We start from the raw sequence: 21,565 nt of genomic DNA, 5'->3' as shown, positions 1-21,565 counted from the left end.
CATCGCGTCGGACAGCCCCGACCTTAGGCTTCTGCCAAAGGCAGGCGTTGTTCGATAATACCGCCACCAAGGCACACTTCGCCGAGATAGAACACGGCAGATTGGCCAGGCGTGACGGCCGCAACCGGCTCGTCAAATCGGACTTCAATACGGTCGTCGCCGTGCGGAATGATTTCGCAGGGAATATCGGTTTGACGATAGCGGGTTTTTACCGTGCAGCGTAGCGGGGCCGCGATAGGCTGACGATTGACCCAATGCAGCTGCTGGGCAATCAAGCCGACCGACATCAGGCGCGGATGGTCGCCACCTTGCGCCACGATCAGGCGATTGCGCGCCACATCTTTGTCGACCACATACCAGGGATCGTCGTTGCTCTCTTTACGACCACCGATACCCAAGCCTTTACGCTGGCCGAGCGTGTGATACATCAGGCCCTGATGTTCACCAACGATTTCGCCGTCAACGGTTTCAATCTCACCCGGCTGGGCTGGCAGATAGCGGCCAAGGAAATCGCGGAATTTGCGCTCGCCGATAAAGCAGATGCCGGTGGAGTCTTTTTTCTTCGCCGTGATGAGATCGAGCTGCTCAGCGATGCGGCGTACTTCCGGTTTCTCCAGTTCGCCAACCGGAAACAGACTTTGTGCGATCTGCTGGTGGCTCAGGGTATAGAGGAAGTAGCTCTGATCTTTATTGCCGTCGAGGCCGCGCAGCAGGTGACTCTGACCGTCAACATCCTGACGGCGCACATAGTGGCCAGTGGCGATGAAGTCTGCGCCGAGATCGTCTGCCGCGAATTCGAGAAAAGCTTTGAACTTGATCTCTTTGTTGCACAGGATATCAGGATTCGGCGTGCGTCCCGCTTTGTACTCTTCCAGGAAGTGTTCGAACACGTTGTCCCAGTACTCGGCGGCGAAGTTAATTTTGTGCAGTTTGATGCCGAGTTTGTCACACACGGCTTGTGCGTCAGCCAGATCATCGGCGGCGGTGCAATACTCCTCGCCGTCGTCTTCCTCCCAGTTCTTCATGAACAGGCCTTCCACCTGATAGCCCTGCTGTTGCAGTAACCAGGCGGAAACGGAAGAATCGACGCCGCCGGACATCCCGACGATCACTTTTTTCTGGCTGTTGTCAGACATGACGCACTCTTAAATTACGATAAAAACAGGCGGCGCATTCTATCATGCAGAAGCGGGGCGCGCACCCTCATGAAACGGCCACTGGAACGGCGCGACCAGTTGCAGCGGATAACGCGCGCCTTGTTGCCACAGTCGTACGCTCTCTGCCACCAACGGCGACCGCAGGCGATTGGCCGTCAGAATCTGCTCTGGCGGCAGCCACCAGCAGCAATCGATGTCGCGATCGTGCGGTGAGGTTTCCACTTTTTCCGCCAGATCGAGGCCAAACAGGAAACGCACAAAAGGTGTATCGTCCGGCGCAATCCACTGCTGCACGCCGAGAAAATAGTCGGGTTGGGCATCAATGCCCGTCTCTTCAAACAGTTCGCGCTGCGCTGCTTCGAGCAGGGTTTCATCGGCTTCAAGATGACCCGCTGGCTGGTTCCAGGTAATACGGCCGTGTACGCGCTCTTCTACCACCAGTAAATGTCCCTGGGCCTGCACAATACAAGCGACCGTTACATGAGGTTTAAACATCCTTCCTCCAAAATTGTTAACTAAAAGTTATTAAACGGCGGCGCTGATATCGCGCCATTCGCCCGGTGATAAATCGCCTAACTGGTGCTCACCCATCGCAAAGCGAATCAGGCGTAACGTAGGGAAACCAATGTGCGCGGTCATACGGCGTACCTGCCGATTGCGCCCTTCAAATAACGTGATTTTCAGCCAGCTGGTGGGGATGGCTTTGCGCTCACGAATCGGCGGCTGGCGTGGCCACAGCCACGCTGGCTCGGTCACTAATTCAATTCCCGCCGGTAAGGTTGGACCATCATTCAGCGTCACGCCGTGACGTAACAGGGATAAATCTGATTCCTGCGGCGCACCTTCAACCTGCACAAAATAGATCTTCCCGGTGCGCTTGCCGGGCTGCGTCAGCTGGGCCTGCAGCGCGCCATCGTTGGTTAAAATCATCAACCCTTCACTGTCGCGATCGAGGCGGCCCGCGGCATAAACGTCACTTACCGGCACAAAATCTTTCAGCGTGCGGCGTCCAGCCTCATCGCTAAATTGCGGTAAAACATCGAAAGGTTTGTTAAAGAGTATGACGCGTCTTGGGCCTTTCGGGCGGGTATCTCGGCGCACAGGCTTACGCGTTGGGGCGTTAGCACGCTTATCCTGGTGAATTCGTTGAGAAGTTTTTCGCATGGGCTTTGCAGTCGGAAACATTCGGCGCATTATAGCGCGAAACTACGGTGATTGGCGTAGCGGAAATAATCAAGTAGTATTGACCCGCATCTTACAAATCATTAACAAAAAATCGCTCGAAGGAGAGGTTGATGGAAAGCAAAGTAGTTGTTCCGGCGGAAGGTCAAAAAATCACCCTGGATCAGGGAAAACTGAATGTTCCGAATAACCCGATTATTCCTTACATTGAAGGTGACGGTATCGGCGTTGATGTTTCCCCGGTAATGTTGAAAGTGGTTGATGCCGCTGTGAAGAAAGCCTACAACGGCGAGCGAAAAATTTCCTGGATGGAAATTTACACCGGCGAAAAATCAGTAGAACTCTACGGCCAGGACGTCTGGCTGCCGCAAGAAACCCTCGATTTAATCAAAGAGTACCGCGTTGCCATTAAAGGCCCGCTGACTACCCCAGTTGGTGGCGGTATTCGTTCCCTTAACGTTGCGCTGCGCCAGGAGCTGGATCTGTACGTGTGTTTGCGTCCGGTTCGCTACTACAAAGGCACACCAAGCCCGGTTAAGCGTCCAGAAGATACCGATATGGTGATCTTCCGTGAAAACTCAGAAGATATCTATGCAGGTATCGAGTGGAAAGCGGGCACGCCTGAAGCCGATAAAGTGATCAAATTCCTGCGTGAAGAGATGGGCGTGAAGAAAATTCGCTTCCCTGAGCAGTGCGGTATCGGCGTTAAGCCTTGCTCGGAAGAGGGTACCAAACGTCTGGTGCGCGCAGCGGTAGAGTACACCATCACCAACGATCGTGATTCTCTGACGCTGGTTCACAAAGGCAACATCATGAAGTTCACCGAAGGTTCTTTCAAAGACTGGGGCTACCAGTTAGTGAAAGAAGAGTTCGGCGGCGAGCTGATCGATGGCGGCCCGTGGATGAAGTTTAAGAACCCAAACACCGGTAAAGAGATCATCGTTAAAGACGTGATCGCCGATGCCTTCCTGCAGCAGATCCTGCTGCGTCCGGCTGAATACGACGTTATCGCCTGTATGAACCTGAACGGCGACTACATCTCTGATGCCCTGGCGGCACAGGTTGGCGGTATCGGTATCGCACCGGGCGCAAACATCGGTGACGAATGCGCGCTGTTCGAAGCGACGCACGGTACAGCACCTAAGTATGCTGGTCAGGACAAAGTGAACCCAGGTTCAGTGATTCTGTCAGCAGAAATGATGCTGCGTCATCTGGAGTGGTTCGAAGCGGCTGACCTGATCGTGAAAGGTGTTGAAGGCGCTATCGCTAACAAAACCGTGACTTACGATTTCGAACGTCTGATGGACGGCGCTAAACTGCTGAAATGTTCAGAGTTTGGTGACGCAATCATCAATAACATGTAATTTGCCTGACGGCAGAAAACATAACGGGAGCCAGTGGCTCCCGTTTTTTATTCACGTGTTAGAATGAGTTTGCGAAATTATAAAATTTTTTCTGATAAATAATGGATGTTGTTAATACTTACTTTTTCTTCTTTAATAAAAAATCACTCACGATAAATGCCACGACAAGATATACAGCTGATGAAATTAACGCATATTCTGGCCAGCAGCGGGCAGCAATAACGGCAAAAATAACGGCAGTTAGTATGGGCAGGCGAACGCCAAATAATTCCCATATGAAGTCCTGAAGCCAGGCTTTATAGGTTTTTTTCATGATGCAACGTTTAGAATAATAGAGACTCTATCTCCTGCTTTTTGACCGGTAAAAACATCAAAAACTTCCTCAATATGAATTTCTATCATCACGTTATTGATCATATTCCCCCACAGCTTTGTTGTTTATCCTGACAACAGGGAGCCAATGGCTCCCGTGATATTTATATCATCCAGTCTGCTGCTCATCTGAATTTGTCGTCTGCGCACGCGCTTGCGACAGCCGCCAGAAATCGCTACCGCCTGGATGTTGGTACATTCGCAATGAAAATTGACCGATAATCGCATAGATATACTCGAAAATGGCCGATTGTGAATTCTCGTAGTCAACCCATAGCACCGATGAGGTAAAGCAGTACACCTCCACCGGCAGGCCTTCAGGTGAAGGTTTCATCGCTCGCACTACGATATACATATCTTTTTTAATATCGTCGCGCTGCGACAGCCACGCCGTCAGGTATTTGCGAAAAACGGTTAAATTGGTGATGCCGTTTTCCGCAAACCAGCGCTCATTGACCGCATTCGTATCGCGCCCATCCATCAGCGCGGAAAGCTGTTCACTGACGCCGCGAATCTGGCTCATCTGCTGCACCATGTCGTGATCGAGAAAACGGATCGACATCTGATCGAGATGGAAGCTGCGCATAATGCGGCGCGCACCCGATGAGAACATCGCTTGCCAATTGGTATAGGTTTCTGTGAGGAAGTTTTTAGTCGGGATGCGCGACAGCGTGTTGTCCCAGTTGCGGATAGTAATAGTATGCAATGCAATATCGATCACTTCGCCGCTGATCCCGTTATCGGGCATTTCAATCCAGTCACCCAGCTGCAGCACGTCATTTGATGACACCTGAATATTTGCTACCAATGACATTAGCGTATGCTGGAACACCAACATTAATACCGCAGCCACCGCACCCAAACTGGAAATGATAATCACCGGTGATTTATTCGACATAATCGCCAAAATCATGATCGCCGAAATAATGTGCACCAGAATTTTACCGATCTGAATATAGCCTTTGATCGAGTGATTCTTACGTTTGGCTTTTTTCGAGTAGGAGTTATTAACAATCTCCAGCACTTCGGTAAAGAACAGCGATAAATACACGAAGAACAGAATGCCGCAGATGGTCTTGATCGCGATTAACAGATGTTCGGGCAAATCCGGCATAAACTGCAGCAGATAATAGACCGTAATCACTGGAATGAAATTGGAGAGCTTTTCAGATAAGCGGACATCTTTATCGAGCGGCACTTCATTCTTGTGCGCGCTGAAGAACACCTTTCTGACCACTTTAACGATAAAGAATTTGCAGATTAGATGGGCGATCATGCCAGCGACCATCAGGATTAGCAGGCTAAAAGCGGCAGACAATACCGTATTGCCCTCAATAAAATTTTGGATATTACTTAAAAAAGTCATTTCAACCACATACCGGACAGTGTTGAGGAGAATTCAAACATAATTGGCGTCAAGGGCGATATGCGACGCGTGCGTAATACGCTACCTGACTGCGGGTTTACAATCCCTTTCCTGGAAATTTGAAACAGCTAGCATTTAAACATTAACGGTAGTGTGCGTTATCTCATAAACCGCTATCTTCATCGCATTCGTGAGAGGAGGCGGTATGCAAGGTGTCATTAAGTTCGTCAAAGGTTGGCTGCTGTTTTCGCTGCTGTGGGGCATTTTTATGTGGTTTGTCTCCTGGCAAGCGCAGGGTAAAGAGATGGGCATGGTAATTGTGATGAGCTTATATGCGGGATTAATTTATCAGGCGTTAATGACCATGGTGGCGCGCTATAAAGCACGACGTGCACAGATCTGATGAGAAATGAAGACTGATGAGTAACGGGGCCCTGGAGGCCCCGTTTTGACGGATTATTTCCGTCCGAGCAGGAAACCGACAATCACGCCAATGCTGGCCGCCACGGCCAGGCCGGTCGCTGGATTATCACGCACCGATTTCACCACGCAATCCGCTGCATCCTGAACCGCATAGCTGGCCTGAGAGGGATAACGGCGCGCTGCGCCTTTCGCTTGCTGACGGCGTGAACCGGTGACTTCGCCAAATTTTTCCTGAACGGCACCCGCCGCTTCGTTCAATTTTGCTTCCGCTTTATCGCTCATGTTAACTCCCTGATAGTGGTGGATGTCTTACTTAGCGTAGTCAGAGAAACTGCAGTCAGCAAATGACGCAGCGGGAAAGGTTGTAACAGCAATTTGCAGTAAGCAAAAATTCTGTCCAGACTAAAAAGCGGTCAAGTGCATTCAGCACGCAGGTTAACGGGCGATTCAAAGCGGAGGAATCATGAAGCGCGATGTATTAAACGAAGACGATTATGATGAAGTATGCCGCGTGATCGGCGATGCCGTCATTGTATTAACCGAGATGGGACATGAAACCCGACGGGCGGAAATCACCAGGCTGCTGCAACGTACACGTCATCAGCGCGCCCATGATGAGCGTGATGAACAGCGTATGTTAGAGCACGCCATTCGGCTGGTTAAGCCGTAATCTACTCATCCACGACATGGTTAGCTTTTATCTCGATATGCCGGATACCAGCTGACCAAAAAATGGCGCAGATGATCAAAACACCACTCCGCATCCTCGGCTTGCTGGCAGTAATAGCGCAACGTCACTTTTTCATAGTGTCGATGCCGGAGGTGAAGCGGTGACCAGCCCCAATCCAGCACGGCGCGCGCATAATTGATTAACGTTCCACTCTGCATGTTGTGCTGCTTTTCCTGACGGCTCAGGTAAACCTCAAATGCCTGATCGAGGCTTTGTGTCTCTTCACGGCTGGCAGTGGATAGGGTTGGGCGAAAGGCGATATCGATAAAACCGCATACGCCATCCTCACGCTGCTGCCAGTCGCAGGCCAGCGTCATGAATATGCCGTCCTGCAAATTGACCTCTTCGAGCAAGCGCCGCATATTTTCGGAATACTTTCCCGCAGCGATCTCGTCAATGCGACCGGTTTCTAACGTGAGGTCAAATCCGCAGGGATTGACCGAACCATCCACATTGGTGGTGGCAGGGAAGGGGAAATCGATATAACCGTTATTATCCAGACTTTTTTCCATCATGCAGGTCCGCAGCGTGAGATGGGCAGACAATAAACCATCTCACGTCGCGACGCACGGCTTAAGGGCACGTCCAGGTAATCATGGTGTTCTGATAAGGATTGATCAGGCGAAACTGTTTATCCGATAGTCGCTGGGCATAGAAGCCTTCGGCAGTAATGGCCGAGGGCACATACTGAAAGCGATCGGTGGAGTGCAGCGTACCGCTTTGGACTTTTACCCCATCGCGCGTAACGGCAAAGGCGTTGACCAAATCGAAGATTCGCGCCTGGGTATTGCCCATCGACTGACCATAAATTGTCGAAACCTCACCAGGACAGTCGACACCTTTTGGTGTCGAACTGCAGCCAGCTAAAACGAAAAGGGTGAGTACAACTGTGATTCGCCACATGAGCACCTGCTTCATTCCCTGGTTTGCCATGGCACGCCAATGCGTACTGATAACTGGATCATAGCAGGTCTGACGCTGCTTCCCATTTGTCATTTGTATAATCGTTAAGCGGAAGAAATGTAAAGGGGTGACTTTACTAGCTGATAAACGGTATTCTTGCCAGCGTTGCGCACCGGGTAAGCAAAACAAGGGTAAATGAATGAAAGAAGAAGAAGCGAGTTTAATGATTCTTCAGCACGCGATCGACAAATTAGAAGCCGACAAAAAAAAGCAGGTCATGAACTGCGTAGCGGCCATTCAGGAAGTGATGCAGCGTTTTGAAGCCGAAGAGGCCGGCCTGGCCTTGATGTTAGTCGCCGCACAGGTGGCTGCAGAGTAAATCCTCTCTCCCTCGTCTCACCATTAATTTTGTCAAATAGCTTTGCTGCTGCTCAGTCGACAAGACTGATGCCCAGCAGCAAAGCTATTACGTATTAATCTTTCTCCTGGTTTTCTTTCAGACAGTCTGTGCTACACCTGTTTGTGAATCCAAAAGGAGGATGAGATGAAAAAGACACTGTTTTTAGTGGGTACTTTTAGCCTTGGCCTGCTGCTGGCGGGTTGTGCATCCGATCACGTCTTGCATACCACTGATGGTCAAACCATTGTGGTTCAGGGTAAGCCGAAGGTCGATGACGATACCGGCATGATTACTTACAAAGATATTGACGGTAAAGAACAGCAGATTAATCGCAATCAGATCAAAGACATGAACTCGATAAACTGACCTTTCCAGTTTGATTTTTTTTAGTGCGGCCCGCGTCCTGCAGGCCGCTTGCCTTCATCATCCCCACAAATGTGTTACCCTTCTGCACGAAAATCCCAACGAAATCATCATTTAACCTCAGCGGAGAATCCAATGAAGGCGATAGTTATGGCCGTTGGCGTGCTGGCTTGTCAGATTGCGCCCGCCTGGAGCGAAACCGAATATCAAATCACGTGTCCGGGTCGTCCTACCATGACGGTATCACGTGCCGAGTACGGACTGAGCACCCTGATGTGGCCTGCGCGTCATTTTCAAATTGCTGCCGGGCAGCAGCGGACCAGCCTGAAAGAGGGTGACAAGGTTTCCATCACCCGTTTTCGCAATGGCGATCAGTTGATTGTGAACAAAAATAATCAAGAGACCTTTTTCGTCTACGCAGACAGCGATAAGCTGTTACCCTGCAGTCGCACGGAAAAACGCGACGCGGAAATCCTTTCACTGGAACGTTATGACGATAACGCCCGCCCAAACTCGTGATTGCCATTACAAGGAGCTCGTTATGCAACTCAGCATTACCGATAGCGTCTCTCATCAGGATCTTGATGAAGTCCGCCTTGGCCTCAACACCTACAATAGTCGCTTCATTAACGTTGATGAGTTAAAACCGATTGGCGTGTTTATTACCGATGCATCGGGCCGTAAACAAGGTGCATTAACCGGTTCCACTTATGGCAACTGGTTACGCATCGATATGCTGTGGGTCAGTGATGAACTGCGCGGGCAAGGGGCAGGCAGTCAGTTAATTCTGGCGGCAGAAGAGGAAGCGCGTGCGCGCGGCTGCCGCTATGCGCAAGTTGATACCGCCAGTTTCCAGGCGCGTCCGTTTTACGAGAAGCTGGGCTATACGTTACGACTGAGTCTTGATCATTATCCCCGCCATCATCAGCGTCACTATCTCAGTAAAGCGCTGTAGTTAAATCAGCTGCCGCTGACGCAGATCCAGCGGCGACTGTTCTGCTTCATCAATCGCTGCCAGCCAGCTTTGCAAGTTCACCTTTGCCCATGAAAGATGTCCGCGCGTGGTGCTCATCAACACCACATCGGGTCGCAAAGAGCGATAGAGCTCCAGCGACTGCTGCAGCTCAGTAAGGTTACTCTCCGGCATCAGTACGCTGATCCAGCGATTGTAGTCACGCGTGAGCGTATCACCCACAAACAGATAGGTATGACCCAGCGGGGAGCGATAAAGATAGCTGCTGCTGCCGGGCGTATGGCCGGGCGTCGGCAACAGATGAAAATCGCCGAAATGCGTCTCTTGCTGGGTAAAGGTTTCATCTGGCTCGATAACCAAACTCACCGGACCCAGCGAACGGCTATGGCAGTAGAGCGCGCTATTAAAGCGTTGCTGAATGGCGCGCGCGCCGGGTGCCGCTTCATGCCAGTGCGTGAAATAGTGACGAATCACGCCACCCGCATCGTCGAGAAATTCGTGGTCGAGTGGATGCTCCAGGCGCCCAATTAATAAATTGCCGCGCGGATGGCGCAGCATAAAGCCATGCATCATTAAATCGCTTGCCGTTTGTTCGGCAGGGAATTCTGGCGTGGAGATCCACAAATCGTCGTACAGTGGCTTCATTGTCGGTCTCCTGCGGCAAAACGTTAGCGCAATGTCGGGTGGCCGGTGAAGGCGAGCTGTGCTTCTCCGCTCTCAATCTGCAACGTGGCGCTGGCACCCAGCGGCAGCGTCACGGTATCAGCATCGTGACCAAATGCCAGATCGCTAATCACGGGGATGTGGTACTCATCTCGGACGCGCTGCCAGACGGTGGAAAAATCAAAACCATTGTCGTAGGCCGACAGCGACGTACTGGTAAAGCTGCCGGTGATAATTGCTTTCTGGCGCGGCAAAATGCCACTCTGCTGTAGCTGAATCAGCATGCGTTCAATGCGGAAGGGATGTTCATTAACATCCTCGATCACCAAAATCCCGCCTTCGATCTGCGGCATCCACGGCGTACCAATCAGCGAGCAAATCATGGCCAGATTGCCACCCCATAACGTACCGTGCCAGGGGCCGCGATCCGGACTCTCACTTGGCCAGCTAACGTTGACTGTAGGCGAAGTTAGCGCTTGCCAAAAGTGGTACTGAGTAAATTCAGATAAAGCCTCTGCGCCGAAATTGCCCGCCAGCATTGGCCCACTGAAAGTAATCAAGCCCGTTTGCGCCAGCAATGCCAGCTGAATGGCGGTGAAATCGCTGTGTCCACATAGCGCCACTGGCTGATTGAGCAAGCGACGTTGCAGGCCGATATAATCAATCTTATCGAGCAAACGCGATGCGCCATACCCGCCGCGCACTGCCAGCATGATATCGGGCAGAGGTTCCAGTGTTGCCAACTCATTGATATCATTCAGCCGCTGCGCATCATCGCCGGCAAAACGTTGATAGCGGCGAGTAATCGCGGATTGATTCTGCAGATGATGGCCTGCGGCCTGTAAACGACTGACCGCGCGCTGGGCGGCATCCTGATTGTGGCAATAGCCGGAAGGGGCGATTAAACGTAGCGTGCGGGGCGTGAACATAACTTCCATCCTGCTGTCTATTTGCCTGCCGATGATGACGAAATGCGTTAACGAAGTCACGGCGGCATAAGGTTTTTTACCGATTTAGGATAAACGGTAATTTTGCATCGCGCTGCGCCAGGTATGATAGCTTGCGCCAACCCTATTGCGGAACCAAAAATCAGTGAAAATTCGCCTACTTATGCTTTCTGCACTGTTGCTAGCTGGCTGTTCAAGCGAGCCGGAGAAACCGGCACTGCCCGAGAAGAATACGCCATTAACTCAGGCACCCCCCTCGAAAGTGAATGATGCATGGTCAATGTTTACCGAAGATGCCGCCAGTCATTATGGCGTTGATGAGAAGTTAATCAGCGCCATTATTAGTGTCGAATCCGGAGGCAATCCCACCGTAGTGAGCCGCTCCAATGCGGTTGGTTTAATGCAAATTAAGGCTTCGACCGCCGGCCGTGAAGTTTATCGCACGCAGGGCCGTCGTGGTCAGCCATCCTCTTCTGAGCTGCGCGATCCGGCAAAAAACATCGATATCGGGGCCGCGTATCTGAAAATTCTGCAGGATTCAGCGTTAGCCGGCATTCGCGATCCGCTGACGCTGCGTTACGCCACCATTGTTTCCTATGCGAATGGCGCGGGCGCGCTGCTGCGTACCTTCTCGCGTGACCGCGATCGTGCCATTGCGATGATCAACGCCATGACGCCGGACGAGTTTTACCAACACGTACAGAACAAACATCCGGCGGCGCAGGCCCCGCGTTATCTGTGGAAAGTCACCACCGCGTACCGCACCATCGGTTAATGTGCGTAGGGTCGCCATTCATGGCGACCTGGCTAACAACCGCACTGTTCATGGCGACCTGGCTAACAACCGCACCACATTAACCCTCTGCCAATAATCGCGCCGTCGGATAATCGACAATCAACACCTGTACATAGCCGCCGCGCAACGCGCCGCGAATCGCCTGCGCTTTCTCTTTGCCGCCGGCGAGTGCCACCACTTGCGGACAGCGTTTAACCTGCGCCAGCTCCATACCAATCACCGGATCTTCTGCGGCGCTCAGCACCGGCTGACCATCGGCATCGAAATAGTGCAGGCAAATATCACCCACCGCGCCACGCTCGGCCAGCGTGCGCAGCATCTCGCCGTCGTAATAGTTGCCGGAGTTACGCAGCAGGGCGGATGGCTCAAGATCGCCAATGCCGACAATCGCCAAATCCACTTGGTCAAACTTCTCCAGTACCACCGCCACCTCGGGATTAACCGACAAACGCTGGCGATCCTGCACCGAATGCTCAATCGATTGCGATGGCAAAAGCCATGCCGGACAGTTCAGCAGCGCCGCCAGATTTTGCGTCAGGATCGTCGCCTGCACGTTGCCATTGGCGCCAACCCCGCCCAGCAGCTGAATCACCCCTTTGCAGGGGGCGCTCAGCGGATGCAGCGCATCCACCATAGCGCGGATGGTGCCGCTCCATGACGAAATGCCAATCAGCTCATCGGCGCGCAGACGCGTTTCCAGATAGTGCGCGGCAGCGGAACCGATCGCCTGTTTGATCTGCAAAGCCGATGCCTGATCCGGCACATCCACCACAATTACCTGCGGCAGTTGATACCGTTGCTCAATGGCTTTTTCCAGTTCGGGAAACACGTTGGCAGGCGGCACAACGCTGATCTTCACCACGCCTTCTTTCACGCTGCGATTGAGAATACGTGACACGAAGGATTGTGACAGCTTCAGCAGCTGCGCAATGTCGGACTGCTTCCTGCCTTCCACGTAATAGAGCGTGGCGATTTTCACCATCAGCCGCTGTTCATCCTGTTTTGCCATGGTTTTTTCTCTCTCTTAACCTGCCTGGTATTGTTAATCAGCCGCTGATAAATAACAACGCAGAACATTTTGTGATCGTTTTCGCTTTTTAAACATCGCGCATTGGACGTGCTCATTAAGGCAGCGCATAGTCACTATGCATATAAAATCATAATTGAATATATATTCAATCGGAGATCGCCAATGAAAGCCTCTGTTCTTAAAGTCTCTCTACTTGCTTCACTCATATTGATATCGGCAGCGTCGCTGGCGGCTGATAAGGGGCTGCTGGCCATCATCACGCCATCGCATGACAACCCGTTCTTTAAAGCGGAAGCCGACGGCGCGCAGGAAAAAGCCAAAGCGCTGGGCTACACCACGCTGGTGGCCTCGCATGATGATGACGTCAACAAGCAGAACCAGTTGATCGAAACCGCTATCGCGCGCAAAGCCAAAGCCATCATCCTTGATAACGCCGGCGCTGATGCCACCGTTGGACCGGTACAAAAAGCCAAAGACGCCGGTATTCCCACCTTCCTTATCGATCGTGAAATCAACAAAACCGGTATCGCCGTGGCACAAATTGTCTCTAACAACTATCAGGGCGCACAGCTCGGTGCGGAGAAGTTCGCAAAGCTGCTGAACGGCAAAGGCGATTATGTGGAGCTGCTGGGTAAAGAGTCGGATACCAACGCGGGCGTGCGTTCGCAGGGTTATCACGATGTGCTGGACGATTATCCCGATCTGAAAATGGTGGCACAGCAGAGTGCCAACTGGAGCCAAACCGAAGCGTTTAGCCGGATGGAAACCATTCTGCAGAAGAACCCCAACATTGTCGGCGTGATCTCCGGTAACGACACCATGGCGCTGGGTGCGGAAGCGGCACTGAAGGCGGCGGGCAAAACCAACGTGATTATCGTCGGTTTCGACGGCAGTGATTACACCCGCGACTCCATCATCAACAAAGGCAATATCAAAGCTACCGTGCTGCAGCCGGGCTGGGATCAGGCGCAAATGGCGGTTGAGCAGGTGGATTATTACCTGAAGAACGGCAACGCGCAGAAAGAAGAGAAGCAGCTGATGGATTGCGTGCTGATTGACGACAGCAACGCCTCGAAGCTGAAAACCTTCAAGCTGGCGCAATAATATGGCGGTCGGCATGAAGGAGAAGATGTTGGTCGTGCTGCTGACGCTGATGTTAGCCGCCTGCACCGTGGTAGATCTGGATGCCAACGGCAATCCCATCATGCCGAAAGATCCTCACGCGCAGCCGGGTTACCGCGATCAAACCCCGCAGCAGATCGCGGAATCGAGCTGGGCCAGCCGCGTGCAGCAGCCCGCAGAGAAACAGGCGCTGAGCTGGGCCGATATGGAAACCAAAAGTCATACCGTCAAAACGGGCGGCAGTGCAAGCGTGTTCGTGCGCGCCTCTGGCACGGTGACGGCATTTGACAACAGCAATGAGCGTGAGCGCAGCCTCACCATGACCATCAACGGCAAGCCGGTGAAGGTGTTGATTGGCCCGGTGTTGCGCGGCAATGCCATTCGCGACGCCGCCGGCTTTCGTTTTGAAGAGTTCACCAATCAAGTGCAGTACGCGCAGCTGACCAAAGCGCTCAATCGCCATGCGGTGCAGCAGTTGCCGACGGTGGATGCCAGCTGGGTCGGCAAACCGGCGCAGGCGCTGCTGGCCGTCAGCATGGGCGCGGGCACGGTGGACGATGCAGTGGCACTTCAGCTGCAGCAGGGGAATCCATGATGAGCGATGAAATCATTCTGCAGGCTAACCAGATGTCGATGCTGTTTCCTGGCACGCTCGCGCTAGATCGCGTGGATTACCGCGTATGGCGCGGCAAGGTCAACGTCATCATTGGCGAGAACGGGGCGGGTAAATCGACGCTCATGAAAATTATCGCCGGCGTGCAGCAGCCGACCAGTGGTGAAATGCTGCTTAATGGGCAAAAAGTGGCTTTCAGCAGCACGCGTGACGCCGCGCGCCACGGCATCGGCATGGTGCATCAGGAACTTAACCTGTTTGAAAACCTCAGCGTGGCAGAGAACATTTTTCTTGGTCGCGAAATTCAGCGCGGCATACGTCCGATCAACGAAGCCGAGCAGAAACGCCGCACCGCTGCGCTGATGCAGCGCCTCGATCAGCCGATTTCACCGGATGAGAAGGTCGGCAACCTCAAAGTTGGCCAGCAGCAGCTGGTGGAGATCGCCAAAGCGCTGGCGGAGGATGCTGACATTCTCATCCTCGACGAACCCACCTCGGCGCTGAGCAAAACCGAAGTAGAGATGCTATTTCGGGTGATCCGCGAACTGACGCGTCAGGGCGTTTCCATCATCTACATCTCGCATCGGCTGGAGGAGTTGATGGCGATTGGCGATGTGATCACCATTCTGCGCGACGGCCGGTTTCAGGCTGAAGCCCAGGTGAGCGATATCGATGTGCCGTGGATCGTGCATGAAATGCTCGGCAGCGATCCGGTTAACACCTTCCTGCCAGCGAACCGGCAGTTTGGCGCACCGGTGCTGGAAGCGGAACACATCACCTGCGTCAGCCCGAATGGCAATACGTTGGTGGATGACGTCAGTTTCCAGGTGCGTTCCGGCGAAATCGTCGGCATTTACGGCTTAATGGGCGCCGGGCGTACCGAGCTGTTTGAGTGCTTACTCGGCACCCAGCGTAACTATTTGGGCAAGCTGTGGCTTGATAGCAAACCGCTGCCGACGCGCCTGCCCACCGCAGAACGCATCCGCATGGGGATGAGCCTGGTCCCGGAAGATCGCAAACGCTCAGGCATTTTTCCCATCTCGTCGGTGGCGAGCAATCTGACCATCGCCAGCCTGTGGCGACGCCTCTCCCATCGCACCGTGATTTCTGAACAGGCCGAACGCGACGTGGTGGCCAGCACCGTTGGCAATCTGGCCATCAAAATCTCCTCGCCGGATGTCGCCATCAGCGCGTTAAGCGGCGGTAATCAGCAGAAAGTGGTGATTGGCCGCTCGCTGCTGACCAACCCGCGCTTGCTGCTGCTGGATGAACCGAGTCGCGGCATTGACGTCGGTGCAAAAGGCGAAGTGTTCCGCATGATGGTGAAGTTATCGGAGCAGGGCATTGCGGTGGTGTTCTCCACCTCGGACCTGAAGGAAATTATGGCCGTTGCCGATCGCATCCTTGTGATGTCCGGCGGCAAACTGACTGCTGACCTGCCGCGCGCTGAAGCGGAAGAGGCGGCGCTGGTTAAAGCAAGCGCACAAGGGTTCTGATATGAAAAATAACGGCGCGCTCGCGCTCTCAACGCCGGGCAAAGCGTTCAATTCACGCGAAAGCCTGATATTGCTGTTGTTAAAACTGCGCACCTTTATTGCGCTGTTTCTGATTGTTGGCTTCTTTGCCATCACCGTGCCGGATTTCCTTGCGCCCGGTAGCCTGGTGATCATGGTGAAACACATCGCCATTAATGCCTTCCTCGCGCTTGGTATCACCTTTGTCATTATCACCGCGGGCATCGATCTTTCCATCGGCGCAACGCTCGGGCTGTGCGGCATGATTGCCGGTTGGCTGATTACCAAAGGCATTGTGCTGCCGATGTTCGGCATCGCCATCTTCCCCAGCGTGTGGGTGATTGTGCCCATCGTGCTGCTGATTGGCGGCGTGATTGGCGCAGCTAACGGCTGGATTATCACTCGCTACAACGTGGCGCCATTTATCTGCACGCTCGGCACCATGTATATCCTGCGCGGCACGGCAATGCTCACGTCGGGGGGCGAAACCTTCCCCGGTCTGCAGGGCAATACGCTGCTGGGCAATACCGGATTCGACAAGATTGGCGCGGGCTATTTTCTTGGTTTGCCATGGGCCATCTGGATGATGGTGCTATTGGCGCTGATCATTGCTTACGTCGCGCGGCGCCTGCCCTTTGGCCGTCAGGTTTATGCGATTGGCGATAACGAACGCGCGGCGGAGCTCTCGGGCGTGAAGGTGAAGTCGGTAAAAATCTGGGTATACGCCATTTCCGGCTTCTGTGCGGCCATTGCTGGCATCGTGGTCTCGTCACAGCTGGTGGCCAGCCATCCGGCTAACGGCACTTCATTTGAAATGAACGCCATTGCTGCCGTGGTGCTCGGCGGCACCTCGCTGGCCGGTGGGCGCGGCACCATTCTCGGCACGCTGATTGGTGCTTTCGTTATCGGCTTTCTCGCCGATGGTTTGATCATGATGGGTGTCAGCGAGTTCTGGCAGATGGTGATTAAAGGCATCGTGATTATCGTGGCGGTGATCATCGACCAGATGCAAAGTCGCATGCAGCAGAAAGCGGCAGTGGTGGCACAAAAAGCGGTGATTGAGGAGAGTGCCAGTCCGGCAAAAAGGTAATCGGTTGGGTGCAGGCGTAGTGAGTCTGCACCTTTTTTTCTTTATCGGGAATATATATTCATTGTCGATTTAAAATTCAGAGGTGTTTATGAATCCTTTCAACTACTCGATAGCGGATCTGGCTGCCAAAGCGCGTGCCGTGCGCCGCCGCATCATCCAGCTTAATGCAGGCAGCCCGGCTGGTGGGCACACGGGGGCCGATCTCTCTCAGGTGGAGATTTTGACCGCGCTCTATTTCCGCATCCTTAACTGCGCGCCGGATCGCACCAACGATCCCCAGCGAGACATTTATATTCAGTCGAAAGGCCACGCGGTTGGCGGTTATTACTGCGTGCTGGCGGAAGCGGGTTATTTCCCCACCGAATGGCTGCCGACGTATCAGCATGCTGATTCACCTCTGCCGGGCCATCCGGTACGGCAGAAAACGCCGGGCGTTGAGCTAAACACCGGCGCGCTGGGTCACGGTTTACCGGTCGCCGTCGGCATTGCCTTAGCAGCGAAGAAAGATAACAGCGACCGACGCATATTTGTCGTCACCGGCGACGGAGAACTGGCTGAGGGCAGTAACTGGGAAGCGGCGCTGGTGGCGGCGCATTACGGCCTCGATAACCTGGTGATCATCAACGACAAGAACAAGCTGCAGCTGGCGGGTCATACGCGCGACATCATGAACACCGATCCGCTGCCGGAAAAATGGCGCGCCTTTGGCCTGGAGGTGAGCGAGTGTAGCGGCAATGACATGGCTGCCGTGGTTGAGGCCATCGAAAAGCTGCCACGTAACGGCGGCAAGCCGCAGGTGATTGTGGCGCATACCGAAAAAGGCTTCGGCATCTCCTTTATTCAGAGTAAACCGGAGTGGCATCACCGCGTGCCGAAAGGCGAAGAGATTGCATTGGCATTGGAGGAGCTGAAAGATGAGTAATGCAAAACACCTGGCGACGGTGATGGTCGAGGCTTTTATTGATGCGGTGAATCGCGGCGTTGATTTGGTGCCGGTGGTGGCGGATTCCACGTCAACCGCCAAAATCGCGCCGTTTATTCAAGCGTTTCCCCATCGCCTGATTAATGTCGGCATCGCAGAACAAACGCTGGTGGGCACCGCCGCCGGTCTGGCGATTGGCGGCAAAGTCGCCGTCACCTGTAATGCCGCGCCGTTCCTGGTTTCCCGCGCTAATGAGCAGGTAAAAGTCGACGTCTGCTACAACAACACTAACGTCAAACTGTTTGGCCTGAATGCTGGCGCCAGCTATGGGCCGCTGGCCAGCACCCATCACAGCATCGACGACATTGCCGTGATGCGCGGCTTCGGCAACATCGAAATCTATGCGCCATCCTGCCCGCTGGAGTGTCGCCAGATCATTGAGTACGCGCTGGCGCATGTCGGCCCGGTGTATATCCGCCTCGACGGCAAAGATCTGCCGCAGCTGCACGATGAAAACTATCAATTCCGTCCTGGCCAGATTGATGTTCTACATGAAGGTGATGACATCGTGCTGGTGGCGATGGGCTCCACCGTTCACGAGGTGGTGCACGCCGCTGAGCAACTGCATGAACAAGGCATTAGCGCGGGTGTGATCGCCATTCCATCGATTCGACCTTGTGATACCCAACGGCTGCGCGAGCTGTTAAATCACTATCCAGCGGTAATCACCGTGGAGGAGCATAACGTTAACGGCGGCGTCGGCAGCCTGGTGGCAGAAGTGCTGGCTGAAGGTGGCTGTGGTATCCCGCTATTACGTTTGGGCATACCGGACGGCGAGTACGCCATTGCAGGCGATCGCGCTTCAACGCGTGCTCGTCATGGCATTGACGCAGCCAGCGTGGTGAAGCGTGCAGTGCGCATCTGTGCAGGAGCGTAAAAATGGCAGGTTCGTTGATACTGGCGATTGATGAAGGCACCACCAACGCGAAAGCGATTGCGGTGGATCGCGCTGGAAACGTGGTGGCGCGCGCTAGCCAGCCGCTGACGCTGGAACATCCGCAGCCGGGTTTGGCCGAGCAGGACCCGCTGGCGATTTGGCAGGCGGTAAAACAGGCGGTGAGTGATTGCCTGGCGCAGTGCGCAGGCGCGGAGGTGGCAGCGGTGGCGATCAGTAACCAGCGCGAATCGGTACTGATCTGGCAACGACATAACGGCGAGCCGTTGACGCCGCTCGTGAGTTGGCAGGATCGTCGCTCGGAAGCCTGTTGCCGTGATTTACGTATGGCGGGTAAAGCGCCGCGTATTACGGGTCTGACTGGATTAGCGGTCGATCCAATGTTTCCTGCCGCCAAACTCACCGGCATGCTCGCCGCGCTGCCGAAGGGTTTGGTGCGGGCGCAGGCCGGGGAACTGTGCATCGGCACGGTAGACAGCTGGCTGAGCTGGCAGCTGAGTCAGGGCGAAAGCTTCGTTACCGATCATGCTAATGCGGCGCGCACCCAACTCTATAACCTGCACAGCGGCGACTGGGATGATGAACTGCTGGCGTTATTCCACATTCCACGCGCGGCGCTACCGCAGATTGTGCCGTCGGCCAGCGCCCATGGCGTGGTAACACGTCATGATATTCCCGGTTTAACGCCAGGCACGCATCGGTGATTCGCACGCCGCGCTGCAAGCGCAGCGCAGCGGCAACCAGGAGGTGGTGAAAGCGACTTACGGCACCGGGTCGTCATTAATGATGTCAATGGCGACGCCGTTGCTCACCGAAAATGGCCTCAGCACCACGGTAGCCTGGCACGACGGCACGCTGCGCTACGCTTTTGAAGGCAACATCACCCATACCGGATCGGGTGCCGCGTGGCTTGGGCGCATGCTCGGCGTTAGCGATCCGCGCGAACTTACGGCGCTGGCCCAGCGCAGCGAGCACAATCAGGGCATCTATTTTGTGCCAGCGCTCTCCGGCCTGGGTGCGCCATGGTGGGATCTTAAAGCGCGCGGTATGGTGTGCGGGCTGACCGATGCGGCGACGCCAGAAGTACTGGCGCGCGTGGCGCTGGAATCGATCGCTTTTCAGATTGCGGATGTGTTTTTCGCGATGGAACAGGCTAGCGGCGTGCGGTTGCCAGCGTTGTGCGTTGATGGCAGCGCCACGGAAAACAGCTGGTTGATGCAGCTGCAGGCGGATGTATTGCAGCGGCCACTTAAGCGAGCGCCAACGGCGGAAGTCTCCGCATTGGGCGCAGCGTTATTGGCGGGCCGCCAACTTAACTGGTGGCAACAGGGCAGTGAGATGCAGGCATTGCAAGGCGGCAGCGTCATTTTGCCGCGTGAGGATCAGGCGAAAAGCATGCAGGATAATTATCAGGGGTGGTTTGATGCGGTGGCACGCTGTCGCTATCAGCCGCATTGACCGGTGCGGTTTTCGTCGGGTGCGCATTGATGCGCACCTGGGTTACTGGAATCGATTCGCTTTATCACGCGCCAGACGCTCCAGCGCAAAAATCACCTGCTGCAGCTGACGTTCCTGAAGGGGCTCGATGGCGGTAAAGCGGAAGCTCAGGCGTGGCGTCACGCGGGTTTCATTCTTGCTGGTAACGATGCTACGTTCGCCAATGTGCAGCAACTGCGCAGTCACCTCGAAGTGACCATATTCCGCCAGGTCAACGCGGAGATTTTTAAAGGTATCGCCGCGATTCAGACCCTCAGGCAGCGCTTCGTCCAACAGCACGCCAACGCCGCCCAGTGACAGGTCCTGCAGACGGAAACGCGCAGTACGGCCGTCGGGCCATTGACTGTGGCAATAAAAAACGGGCTCCAGCGGCGCGTTTACGCGGAAAAATTCGCGGCGCTGAATCTGCCACACCAGGTCGGGCAGCGAGGCGGCGAAAGCAGGCAATCCTTCGAAGTCGATACGCTGTAAACCGCTGAGGCCAAACTCCACTTTCGCACCGTGTGTTTCTGCGGCGATATTCACTTCGCCCCCCTGCAGCGCTAAATCGTTATCAAGCGCGTTGCTGCCAAGGTCAAAGATCACCTGGTCCTCATCGGCTGCCAACAGGCGGCTGATAAACTGCCCACGTGAGAAACTCACCATCAGCGGCGTTTGAAAACGCAGCAGGTCCTTCATGACCCCCAAAACCGCTAATGTGCCTCGCTTGAGATATTGTTCTTTATCGGCTTCACCCACGTCCTGCTCCACTTATCCGATTATTGTTTTACGCGCGCTAAAGTTATCCGTCAGTTATCGGCACCGCTACGCTAAGCTTTAACATGCCAACGATGTCTTACTGCGACAATTTGCGAGGCAGATCAAAAAATCCCGTCTATACTTGTTGCGGTGAACACATTGATTAATAACGTAAGGAGCAGTACATGGGTATTCTTTCATGGATTATTTTTGGTCTGATTGCCGGTATCATCGCTAAGTGGATTATGCCGGGCAAAGATGGCGGCGGCTTTATCATCACCGTGGTGTTGGGTGTGGTAGGTGCGGTGGTCGGTGGCTGGATCAGTACCCTGTTTGGTTTCGGTAAAGTTGACGGTTTCAACTTCGGCAGTTTCGTGGTGGCGGTAATTGGTGCCATCGTGGTGCTGTGGATTTACCGCAAAGTTCGAAGTTAACAACGCAAAAA

General features: G+C 54.1%; 27 protein-coding genes and 1 pseudogene. 16 read left to right on the top strand and 12 right to left on the bottom strand.

Features of this window, described 5'->3' with window-relative positions; genetic code table 11:
• Window positions 1-23 precede the first annotated feature (23 nt).
• Genes mnmA through rluE form a run of 3 tightly spaced genes read right to left on the bottom strand, consistent with a single transcriptional unit; the run spans window position 24 to window position 2,342 of the window.
• A complete protein-coding gene (gene mnmA, locus AAGR08_RS11035; protein ID WP_097094215.1) occupies window positions 24-1,136 on the bottom strand; it encodes a tRNA 2-thiouridine(34) synthase MnmA in 1,113 nt (370 codons plus the stop codon).
• A 42-nt stretch (window positions 1,137-1,178) separates the two neighbouring features.
• Window positions 1,179-1,652 carry an NUDIX hydrolase gene (locus AAGR08_RS11030; protein ID WP_097094214.1) on the bottom strand — a complete coding sequence of 158 codons (474 nt, stop codon included), beginning with the start codon at window positions 1,650-1,652 and terminating at the stop codon, window positions 1,179-1,181.
• Window positions 1,653-1,682: 30 nt separating this feature from the next.
• The gene (rluE, locus tag AAGR08_RS11025; protein WP_097094213.1) at window positions 1,683-2,342 is read right to left on the bottom strand and encodes a 23S rRNA pseudouridine(2457) synthase RluE; all 660 of its coding nucleotides are present in this window, start codon (window positions 2,340-2,342) and stop codon (window positions 1,683-1,685) included.
• A 110-nt stretch (window positions 2,343-2,452) separates the two neighbouring features.
• On the opposite strand from rluE, the gene icd reads away from it, so the two are divergent.
• Complete coding sequence (icd, locus tag AAGR08_RS11020) at window positions 2,453-3,703, top strand: NADP-dependent isocitrate dehydrogenase (protein WP_097094212.1); 1,251 nt, start codon at window positions 2,453-2,455, stop codon at window positions 3,701-3,703.
• A gap of 118 nt (window positions 3,704-3,821) precedes the next feature.
• Here icd and AAGR08_RS11015 read toward each other — a convergent pair whose 3' ends face one another.
• Together AAGR08_RS11015 and AAGR08_RS11010 are read right to left on the bottom strand one after the other, a co-directional pair.
• Window positions 3,822-4,016: a hypothetical protein gene (locus AAGR08_RS11015; protein WP_345826868.1), complete on the bottom strand. Its 195-nt coding sequence runs from the start codon at window positions 4,014-4,016 to the stop codon at window positions 3,822-3,824.
• 168 nt (window positions 4,017-4,184) lie between these two features.
• Complete coding sequence (locus AAGR08_RS11010) at window positions 4,185-5,441, bottom strand: mechanosensitive ion channel domain-containing protein (RefSeq protein WP_097094210.1); 1,257 nt, start codon at window positions 5,439-5,441, stop codon at window positions 4,185-4,187.
• A 205-nt stretch (window positions 5,442-5,646) separates the two neighbouring features.
• Here AAGR08_RS11010 and AAGR08_RS11005 point away from each other — a divergent pair, with 205 nt between their 5' ends.
• Window positions 5,647-5,844 carry a DUF6404 family protein gene (locus AAGR08_RS11005; protein WP_097094209.1) on the top strand — a complete coding sequence of 66 codons (198 nt, stop codon included), beginning with the start codon at window positions 5,647-5,649 and terminating at the stop codon, window positions 5,842-5,844.
• Window positions 5,845-5,897: 53 nt separating this feature from the next.
• Here the strand turns inward: AAGR08_RS11005 and AAGR08_RS11000 are convergent, their stop codons facing one another.
• Window positions 5,898-6,146, bottom strand: a complete 249-nt coding sequence (locus tag AAGR08_RS11000) for a CsbD family protein (RefSeq protein WP_097094208.1) — start codon at window positions 6,144-6,146, stop codon at window positions 5,898-5,900.
• Window positions 6,147-6,327: 181 nt separating this feature from the next.
• Here AAGR08_RS11000 and AAGR08_RS10995 point away from each other — a divergent pair, with 181 nt between their 5' ends.
• Window positions 6,328-6,534 carry a DUF2767 family protein gene (locus AAGR08_RS10995; protein WP_345826867.1) on the top strand — a complete coding sequence of 69 codons (207 nt, stop codon included), beginning with the start codon at window positions 6,328-6,330 and terminating at the stop codon, window positions 6,532-6,534.
• 20 nt (window positions 6,535-6,554) lie between these two features.
• Here the strand turns inward: AAGR08_RS10995 and AAGR08_RS10990 are convergent, their stop codons facing one another.
• Both AAGR08_RS10990 and AAGR08_RS10985 read right to left on the bottom strand, forming a co-directional pair.
• Complete coding sequence (locus AAGR08_RS10990; protein ID WP_345829900.1) at window positions 6,555-7,106, bottom strand: hypothetical protein; 552 nt, start codon at window positions 7,104-7,106, stop codon at window positions 6,555-6,557.
• A 61-nt stretch (window positions 7,107-7,167) separates the two neighbouring features.
• On the bottom strand, window positions 7,168-7,497 hold the full coding sequence (locus AAGR08_RS10985) for a hypothetical protein (RefSeq protein WP_097097554.1): 330 nt from the start codon (window positions 7,495-7,497) through the stop codon (window positions 7,168-7,170).
• Window positions 7,498-7,696: 199 nt separating this feature from the next.
• Between AAGR08_RS10985 and AAGR08_RS10980 the strand changes: the two genes are divergently transcribed.
• From AAGR08_RS10980 to AAGR08_RS10965, 4 genes are all read left to right on the top strand, one after another.
• A complete protein-coding gene (locus AAGR08_RS10980; RefSeq protein ID WP_008108187.1) occupies window positions 7,697-7,876 on the top strand; it encodes a hypothetical protein in 180 nt (59 codons plus the stop codon).
• Between the two features lie 165 nt (window positions 7,877-8,041).
• Window positions 8,042-8,263 carry a YgdI/YgdR family lipoprotein gene (locus AAGR08_RS10975; protein ID WP_097094205.1) on the top strand — a complete coding sequence of 74 codons (222 nt, stop codon included), beginning with the start codon at window positions 8,042-8,044 and terminating at the stop codon, window positions 8,261-8,263.
• A gap of 132 nt (window positions 8,264-8,395) precedes the next feature.
• A complete protein-coding gene (locus AAGR08_RS10970) occupies window positions 8,396-8,779 on the top strand; it encodes a hypothetical protein (protein WP_345826866.1) in 384 nt (127 codons plus the stop codon).
• Window positions 8,780-8,801: 22 nt separating this feature from the next.
• A complete protein-coding gene (locus tag AAGR08_RS10965) occupies window positions 8,802-9,215 on the top strand; it encodes a GNAT family N-acetyltransferase (protein ID WP_345826865.1) in 414 nt (137 codons plus the stop codon).
• Here AAGR08_RS10965 and AAGR08_RS10960 read toward each other — a convergent pair whose 3' ends face one another.
• A complete protein-coding gene (locus AAGR08_RS10960; protein ID WP_345826864.1) occupies window positions 9,216-9,878 on the bottom strand; it encodes an MBL fold metallo-hydrolase in 663 nt (220 codons plus the stop codon).
• A 23-nt stretch (window positions 9,879-9,901) separates the two neighbouring features.
• A complete protein-coding gene (gene ldcA / locus AAGR08_RS10955; RefSeq protein WP_345826863.1) occupies window positions 9,902-10,825 on the bottom strand; it encodes a muramoyltetrapeptide carboxypeptidase in 924 nt (307 codons plus the stop codon).
• Window positions 10,826-10,988: 163 nt separating this feature from the next.
• Here ldcA and emtA point away from each other — a divergent pair, with 163 nt between their 5' ends.
• Entirely contained in the window at window positions 10,989-11,618 is a 630-nt protein-coding gene (gene emtA, locus AAGR08_RS10950; RefSeq protein WP_097094200.1) for a membrane-bound lytic murein transglycosylase EmtA, read from the top strand.
• 79 nt (window positions 11,619-11,697) lie between these two features.
• Here emtA and AAGR08_RS10945 read toward each other — a convergent pair whose 3' ends face one another.
• Window positions 11,698-12,648, bottom strand: coding sequence for a sugar-binding transcriptional regulator (locus tag AAGR08_RS10945; RefSeq protein WP_097094199.1), 951 nt, complete (start codon window positions 12,646-12,648; stop codon window positions 11,698-11,700).
• 183 nt (window positions 12,649-12,831) lie between these two features.
• On the opposite strand from AAGR08_RS10945, the gene AAGR08_RS10940 reads away from it, so the two are divergent.
• The 7 genes and pseudogenes from AAGR08_RS10940 (at window position 12,832) to AAGR08_RS10910 (ending at window position 20,343) form a co-directional block, all read left to right on the top strand.
• Entirely contained in the window at window positions 12,832-13,773 is a 942-nt protein-coding gene (locus AAGR08_RS10940; RefSeq protein ID WP_176519116.1) for a D-ribose ABC transporter substrate-binding protein, read from the top strand.
• 13 nt (window positions 13,774-13,786) lie between these two features.
• Window positions 13,787-14,386, top strand: a complete 600-nt coding sequence (locus AAGR08_RS10935) for a DUF2291 family protein (protein ID WP_097097552.1) — start codon at window positions 13,787-13,789, stop codon at window positions 14,384-14,386.
• Window positions 14,386-15,900: a sugar ABC transporter ATP-binding protein gene (locus AAGR08_RS10930; RefSeq protein ID WP_345829899.1), complete on the top strand. Its 1,515-nt coding sequence runs from the start codon at window positions 14,386-14,388 to the stop codon at window positions 15,898-15,900. The genes AAGR08_RS10935 and AAGR08_RS10930 overlap by 1 nt, the downstream gene beginning before the upstream one ends.
• 1 nt (window position 15,901) lies before the next feature.
• Window positions 15,902-17,008, top strand: coding sequence for an ABC transporter permease (locus AAGR08_RS10925; protein ID WP_345826862.1), 1,107 nt, complete (start codon window positions 15,902-15,904; stop codon window positions 17,006-17,008).
• Window positions 17,009-17,096: 88 nt separating this feature from the next.
• Window positions 17,097-17,930, top strand: a complete 834-nt coding sequence (locus tag AAGR08_RS10920) for a transketolase (protein ID WP_345826861.1) — start codon at window positions 17,097-17,099, stop codon at window positions 17,928-17,930.
• Window positions 17,923-18,867, top strand: coding sequence for a transketolase C-terminal domain-containing protein (locus AAGR08_RS10915; RefSeq protein ID WP_345826860.1), 945 nt, complete (start codon window positions 17,923-17,925; stop codon window positions 18,865-18,867). Before AAGR08_RS10920 ends, AAGR08_RS10915 begins: the two co-directional genes overlap by 8 nt.
• 2 nt (window positions 18,868-18,869) lie before the next feature.
• A pseudogene (locus AAGR08_RS10910) lies at window positions 18,870-20,343 on the top strand (FGGY-family carbohydrate kinase).
• Between the two features lie 42 nt (window positions 20,344-20,385).
• On the opposite strand, the gene AAGR08_RS10905 reads toward AAGR08_RS10910, so the two are convergent.
• Window positions 20,386-21,120: a flagellar brake protein gene (locus tag AAGR08_RS10905; protein WP_097094194.1), complete on the bottom strand. Its 735-nt coding sequence runs from the start codon at window positions 21,118-21,120 to the stop codon at window positions 20,386-20,388.
• Between the two features lie 185 nt (window positions 21,121-21,305).
• Between AAGR08_RS10905 and AAGR08_RS10900 the strand changes: the two genes are divergently transcribed.
• The gene (locus tag AAGR08_RS10900) at window positions 21,306-21,554 is read left to right on the top strand and encodes a GlsB/YeaQ/YmgE family stress response membrane protein (protein ID WP_008102737.1); all 249 of its coding nucleotides are present in this window, start codon (window positions 21,306-21,308) and stop codon (window positions 21,552-21,554) included.
• Window positions 21,555-21,565 lie beyond the last annotated feature (11 nt).

This window comes from Pantoea sp. BRR-3P, assembly GCF_039621635.1.
Classification (GTDB): Bacteria; Pseudomonadota; Gammaproteobacteria; order Enterobacterales; family Enterobacteriaceae; genus Pantoea; species Pantoea floridensis.
The sequence above is the reverse complement of the archived record's forward strand: the minus strand, read 5'-3'. Positions and strand labels throughout refer to the sequence as shown.